6 protein-coding genes are annotated in these 6,590 nt (G+C 69.3%); 3 read left to right on the top strand and 3 right to left on the bottom strand.

All coding sequences use genetic code 11. The features are described from left to right. The first annotated feature begins 20 nt into the window (after window positions 1-20). Complete coding sequence (locus tag ABTY62_RS17230) at window positions 21-872, top strand: phosphotransferase enzyme family protein (RefSeq protein ID WP_352130242.1); 852 nt, start codon at window positions 21-23, stop codon at window positions 870-872. A gap of 84 nt (window positions 873-956) precedes the next feature. On the opposite strand, the gene ABTY62_RS17235 is transcribed toward ABTY62_RS17230, so the two are convergent. From ABTY62_RS17235 to ABTY62_RS17245, 3 genes are all read right to left on the bottom strand, one after another. Then, window positions 957-1,913, bottom strand: a complete 957-nt coding sequence (locus ABTY62_RS17235; RefSeq protein WP_352130243.1) for a WD40 repeat domain-containing protein — start codon at window positions 1,911-1,913, stop codon at window positions 957-959. A 127-nt stretch (window positions 1,914-2,040) separates the two neighbouring features. Further along, window positions 2,041-3,516 (bottom strand): FG-GAP-like repeat-containing protein, encoded by a 1,476-nt coding sequence (locus ABTY62_RS17240; RefSeq protein ID WP_352130244.1) that lies wholly within the window; start codon window positions 3,514-3,516, stop codon window positions 2,041-2,043. 240 nt (window positions 3,517-3,756) lie between these two features. Continuing rightward, window positions 3,757-5,106, bottom strand: coding sequence for a transcriptional regulator (locus tag ABTY62_RS17245; protein ID WP_352130245.1), 1,350 nt, complete (start codon window positions 5,104-5,106; stop codon window positions 3,757-3,759). A gap of 209 nt (window positions 5,107-5,315) precedes the next feature. Between ABTY62_RS17245 and ABTY62_RS17250 the strand changes: the two genes are divergently transcribed. Together ABTY62_RS17250 and ABTY62_RS17255 are read left to right on the top strand one after the other, a co-directional pair. Further along, entirely contained in the window at window positions 5,316-5,921 is a 606-nt protein-coding gene (locus ABTY62_RS17250) for a DUF4232 domain-containing protein (protein WP_352130246.1), read from the top strand. Between the two features lie 98 nt (window positions 5,922-6,019). Further along, window positions 6,020-6,590, top strand: a 571-nt coding sequence (locus tag ABTY62_RS17255) for a TetR/AcrR family transcriptional regulator (RefSeq protein WP_352130248.1), incomplete at its 3' end; no start/stop codon positions are given.

Consider the following 6,590-nt stretch of genomic DNA (forward strand, 5'->3'; position numbering starts at 1 on the left):
GGGAGAGGGGTCAGGCGACGATGCAGGCGTCAGAGGTCTCGCGTGCGGTGGCCGCGGCCATGTCGATCGCCTCATCACATGGCCTGACAGCCGACGACGCGATCGTTCTTCATAACTCGAACAAGCTCAGTCTGCGTCTGCTGCCTTGTGACGTCCTGGCCCGGGTGGCACCAGTAGCGCATCAGGTCGCACAGTTCGAAGTCGACCTTGCTCAGCGGCTCGCCGCATCCGGGTGCCCCGTGGCTGCTCTCGACCCTCGAGTGGAGCCACGCGTCTATGAGCGTGACGGCTTCGCGGTCACGCTATGGACCTACTACGAACCCGTGACACCTCGAGACGTCTCACCAGCCGACTTCGCCCATGCGCTCGAGCGGCTGCATGCCGGCATGCGCGAGCTCGATGTCCCGACGCCGCGATTCACGGACCGAGTCGAGCAGGCTCAACAACTCGTGGCGAACCCCGACCTCACTCCGGCGCTCGCCGACGCGGACCGGGAACTGCTCGCCGACACGCTACGAAGCCTGAGACGAGTGATCGGTGAGCGCGCCGGCGCCGAGCAGCTGCTGCACGGCGAGCCGCACCCGGGCAACCTGCTCACCACGAAGAGCGGGCTGCTGTTCATAGACTTCGAGACGTGTTGCCGTGGGCCCGTCGAATTCGACCTCGCCCATGCGCCCGAAGAAGTCAGCGAGCACTACCCGGGTGTCGATCGGGACGTGCTGCGCGAGTGCCGGATCCTGGTGCTGGCGATGATCACAACGTGGCGCTGGGATCGAGACGACGAATTCCCCAACGGGCGTCGGCTGGGCACGGAATGGCTCGGCCAGATCCGAGCGGCACTCGATCGCAACGGCCTGGATGCCCAGGGCTGATCGCGGACCCTCGAGGTCGTAGCCGGCTGTGTGCGTGCCGACCGGGCGAGGGTCCGAAGCCACGCCGCCGTGCCCACGGGATTGTCAGAGAGTCAGGTCCCAGACACGTATGACGCCGTCCCGACCGGCGGTCAGGGCGACCGGGCGATCCCGCATCGTGGTGACCGCCACGGCTTCAACGCGCGCATCGTGGCCCGTCAGCGGCGGCCCGACCGGTCGACCGCCGGCGAGGTCCCAGATCCGCACCGTCCCGTCCTCGCCGCCGGTCACCGCGACCGCACGGTCGCCGACCATGGCGACGTCCAAGGCGTTGATCCTGCCCTCATGACCGACAGCCGGTTCGTGGATCGGGTCACCGTCTTCGCCCCCGGACAGGTCGAACACGTATACCTTTCCGGAGTCCGTGCCCGCCACGACGACAGGACGACCGTCGAGCTGGGAAAAACCGACAGCGTATGCGGCTTCCCCGTCGTTCACGTAGAACGACGCGAGCTCCTCGCCATCCATGACATCCCATACCGTCACCCCCTCTTCCCCGCCACCGGCGACCAGCGAGCGGCCGTCGATCCACGCGGTGGCGAGACCCCAGACGGGTCCGGCCTCCAGCTCGACCGACGGCTCCTCGCCGGGCCCCCACACCTCGGCTCCGTCCCAGTGGACCCCACTGCTTGCCACGAACAGCGGTGGCCCCTCGTTCTCCACCGCGGCGATGGACGAGATGTAGGGCCCGTTGTCGGCCATCCCACGCAGCAACTCGCCGCTGTACAGGTCCCAGATGGCCGCTCCCTGCTCATCACCCCCGGCGGCCAGCACCACGCGCCCGTCGAAGACGACCGCGGCAACCGAGTCGATATCGTTCTCGGCATCCGGGTGCTCGGCGGCGAATGGGCCCTCGGCGAAGGGGGACGCCAAGGGCCGCTCCAGCCATTCGTCCCGCAGCGGAGCCCAGCTCCACAGCTTGGAGAAGCCGGTGCACACCACCAATGGCTCCCCGTCCACATCGACGACGGAAAGGCCGTGGACCGGGCCGCCGGGCGCCACGCTGCTCAGAATCAAACGTTCGTCAGACACCCCGGCAGAATAATCGGCGCGTACGACAGCCGGTGCGGATGTCGTCGAACAGATGTCACACGCCCGGAGCGGGCCCGGGGCCGCGGTTGGGGCGTGCTCAGTCGGCGAAGTTGGCGCCGAACTCCGGCGTGCCGGTGGTGGAGACACCCGACGCGCTCGGCGAGATGGAGCGGGCGCCGGTTGTGGTGATCTTCGTGCCGTTGGAGGGCAGATACGTCACCGCACCGTTGCCGGAGTTTTCCCAGGAGCTGACCAGCAGGTCGGCCCTGCCGTCGCCGGTGACGTCGTCGAGCTTGGTGTCGGCGCCGAACCCGTCGTACTTCTCGTCGTCGCCGGGCACGCCCGCGGTGCTCTGCGCGAAGTACTGGGCGCCGGAGCTGGTGTTCAGGCCGCTCGCCGAGCCGTACAGGACGGTGACCGCGCCGGTGTCGGCGACGCCGTTCAGGTCCTCGCCCGCGGCGCTGATGACGATGTCCTGGTAGTGATCACCGTTGATGTCGCCCAGGTCGAGCTCGTAGCCGAACAGGTCGTTCTTCTCCGACCCGCCGGGGACGTTGCCGGTGTTCTGGGTGATGCCCGTGGTCGAGCCGGGGCCGGTGGCGGAGCCGTAGGTGATGTTGACCTCGCCGCCCAGAGCGGAGTTCGGGATGGTCGTGCCGTCGTCCGTCGTGTTGTTCCAGTAGGCGCCGCTGACAATGTCGCCGAAGCCGTCACCGTTGACGTCGCCGATGGCCGTGATCACGCCTGGCTTGAGGGCCTTCGCCGAGGAGATGCTGAGGCCGCTCGCGGTGCCCGGCACGTAGTAGTTGGTGTTCCAGCCCCAGTCGGTCTGCGTCTCGAAGCCGTCGACCACGAGGTCGGTGCGGCCGTCGCCGTTGACGTCACCGGCGGTGAGGTTCAGCGGACCCCGGGCGCTGCCGCCGGACTGGATCGGGGGCTTGATCGTGTAGCGGCCGCCGGCGGTGCCGGAGGTGCTGATGCCGCCCTTGTAGACGTAGACGGTGCTGGACGAGTTGCCGACGGCCAGATCGTCCTTCCCGTCGCCGTCGAAGTCGCCGGCGGCCAGGTTCTTGCCCCAGAAGTCGTGCGACGAGGCGGCCGGGTCCGCGATCGTGACACCGGTGCCGGTGATGCCCGAGGCCGAGCCCCACAGCACGGCGAGGGTGCCGCCGTCGATGTCGCCGCCCACGTCCTCCCCGGCCGCGGCCACGGCGATGTCGTCGTAACCGTCGCTGTTGAAGTCGCCGTAGGCGGTCTCGCCACCGAAGGCGTCCTTGGCCTCGGCGGTGCCGGGGACACCGGCGCTGTTCTGGCTGAGCACGGTCCGCTTGGCGGACGACACACCGGTGGAAGTGCCGTAGAGCACCACGAGCTGGCCCGCGGTCTCCTTGCCGCTCACATAGGCGCCGGCGGCCGAGAAGGCGACGTCGCCGATGCCGTCGCCGTTGAAGTCGGCCTGGGGGACCGTCGTCGAGTCCGCTGCCATGGCCGTCGTCGTCGGTAACGTGAGCACACCGCCCGTCAGCGAGGCCGCGGCGGCCGTCGCGAGGGCGATACGAAGGTGCTTGTGCATGCGGGGTTCTCCTGCGGCATGCGGGGGATGCCTGGCAGGCATCCGCAGTCAATGGGGTGTGTTCCGCCCGCGTTTGCCGCGAGTTCGCCGAAGGGCGGCCACGGCTTCGCGAGACGGTTGGCGATCAGGAGACTCGCGAGGGACCCCAAGGGTTGTAGGTGAAAATGAAGAATTTCCGGGCGTCCCAGGCAGGCTCGACGAGTACCACACCACGCCACCCGGCCGCCCGCGGTCACAGCACTAGCCGCCCCGCTTGACCCACTCGCTGCTGCCCGGCTGGTAGTTGTAGCCGGGGCGGCGGGCGCTGGTGCGGAACGGGGTGCCCTTGTTGTCGATGAGCACGGTGCCGTGGCGGTCGCCGCTGGACCAGTCCAGGGCGAGGTTCCAGCGGACGTCGTGCGCTTTGGTGCGGGCGGTGACGTAGAAGACCTCCGGGTCGGACTCGCTGACCTTGCGCGGGAAGTCGCGGGTGCCGTTGATGACGGTGATGCCGGGACTGCCCTTGTCGAGGTCGACGTCGAACGACTCCGACTTGACGGTGGCGCCACCGCCGCCGCAGATGACGCCCATCGAGTAGTCGTTCCAGTCGAGCGGGGCGCCCTTCGTGACGATGCGTACATGCAGCGCCTCCAGGACGACCGTGTCCTTCCCGGTGCCCTGCACGGAGAGGGCGACGCGCTGGTCCCCCGAGGGGACCGCGCCGTACGCGGCGGCCCAGCGGGGTGCGTCCTGCTCGATGGCGGGCGGGCCGACCTGTTCGGGCTCGCTGTCGACGAGGAAGTGCTGGTCGCACGGGCTCTTGTAGGCGTAGGGCCGGGTGGTGACCTTGACCGGTGCCGCTTCGGCCTGCTCGGTGGTGACTCCGCCGGTGTGGGCGGCGGACTGCGACGCCGAGGGTTTGCCGTTCTTCGCGGGCTGGGACGGGGAAGGGGAGTCCGAGGCGGCCGGGATTGTGTCGGCCGGGACTGTCTCGTCCCCCGAGCCGGCGATGGTGGCCACGGTGGTGTCCCCGGCCCTCCGGTAGCCGTTGTCGCCTCTGAAGGACGGCAGAAGCGCGGCGAGCGCGACGGCTCCCAGAGCGCCGGCCGCGGCGACGGGGGCCATGAGCGCGATGCGGCGCCGGCGGGCGCGCGCGGGGGCGGACGGCGCGGCGCCGCTGACGACTGGTTCGTCACTTCCGGCTGGTTCGCGGAGTTCGCTGCCGGTGGGTGCCGACGCCATTTCCTCCGGTCCCGCCCCGGCCGGTGCCGTTCTCTCCGGCTCTGTTCCGCCCGGCGCCGTTACCTCCGGCTCTGTTCCGCCCGGACTCGGCCTCCTGCGTGCCCGCGCCGCATCCGCCAGAATCCACCTCCGGTGCAGCTCGACCTGCTCCTCGCGGCTCGCCCGGCACACCCGGGCGAGCCGCTCGATCGGCGCGTAGTCCGTCGGCACCGCGCTGCCGTTGCAGTAACGGTGCAGCGTCGAGGTGCTCATGGCGAGCCGCTTGGCAAGCGCCCCGTAGCTCAGCCCCGAGCGTTCCTTGAGCCCCCGCAGCAACTCCGCGAACGCTTCCGCGTCCTCGGTGGGCCCGGTCGCTCCGGTGGACCCCATCGACCCTGACACCGTTCCTCCCCATGTCCCACGTGGCCTGCCGCGTCCCATTCCCGCATTCCAGGCTCCCTGGATCGCTCCTGGTCAAAGCCTGTTTCGGTGTCCCAGCGTATCCAATTGCCGGTCCTTCGTGGCGGCTGGGATGGATCACCCCACACACTCCGGTTATCCAAGCACCCCCCACTGCGCCACAGAAGGGCACCACCCACATGTCCAGTGTCCGGGACACCCGTACCCGCCTGCCTACCGCTGCCGCGGCCGTCGTGATCGCCGTTCTCTCCCTGGCCGCGTGCGGCGACGGATCGGCCTCCGGTAAGTACGCGAAGTCGGGCGTCGGTTCGGGGTATGACGGGGACGCGCCCACGGGGCATTCCGGTGGGGGTGGCAACAAGGCCGTCGTCTGCGGGGGTTCCGGCATCAAGACGGTCGCGGCGCCGGTGAACCGGCCGGTGAACCATATGCTGCTCACGGTCACCAACACCGGCAGCGCCCCCTGCGACCTCTACGGCTACCCGGCCGTCCGCTTCGGCAAGGCCCAGTCGGTGCCGCCGGTCAACGAGGACTCCAAGCCGCGGGTCGTCGTCAGACTCGCCCCGGGCGAGTCCGGCTACGCCGCCGTGAACCTGTCGGCCACCGACGGCAGCGGCACGAACGGCCGCACCGTGAAATCTCTCGCCGTCACCTTCCAGGACCGCGCCGGAGAGGACACTTCATGGGCCGCCCATCCGCCTCTGCCCGCCAAGGGCCTTTACGTCGATGACTCCCTGAGCGTCACGTACTGGCAGCAGTCGATGGACAACGCTCTCAGCTGGTAACACCACCGCCGGCCGCGCACTGCCGCGCATCGGTTCATTTTTGGAGAGGAGAAGGGTTGATGAGTGCCATGGCGACGGAGAGCCGCCCTGCGGGAGGGATGAGCGAGCGGCGGCGTTCGCGGTTGCGGTTGGAGATCTCGCGGGAGGCGGCGCGTCTGTTCTGGAAGCAGGGTGTGGCTGCGACGAGTGGTGATCAGATCGCGGATGCGGTGGGGTTGTCGACGCGTACGATCTGGCGGCATTTCCGGAGCAAGGAGGCGTGTGCCGAGCCGATCGTGATGCAGGGCGTCGTTACGTTGATGAGTGTGCTGCGCAGCTGGCCGAAGGACAGGTCTCTCGAGGACCACCTGGTGGGGGAGCTGGTGCGGCTTCAGTACGAGACGCGGCCGGTCGATCTGGCGGATGAGATGCTGGCGATGAAGATGATCCGGCTGGCCGACACCGAACCGGCCTTGCGTACGGCCTGGCTGATGGCCTGTGACCAGATCGAGCAGCAGATGCGGGTGATCATCGGTGATCGGCTGGGGCGTGCGGCCGGTGATCTGGAGGTGCGGGTGCACGCCGCGGCCGCTGCCGCGGTGGTGCGGGTGCTGGACGAGCAGATCGGCGTCGCCATCCTCGCCGGCGCCGGTGTCGGCACCGGCGCCGCGGCCGCGAACCCCGCGCGGA

Source organism: Streptomyces sp. NPDC097640 (assembly GCF_040302705.1).
In the GTDB taxonomy this organism is placed as follows: domain Bacteria; phylum Actinomycetota; class Actinomycetes; order Streptomycetales; family Streptomycetaceae; genus Streptomyces.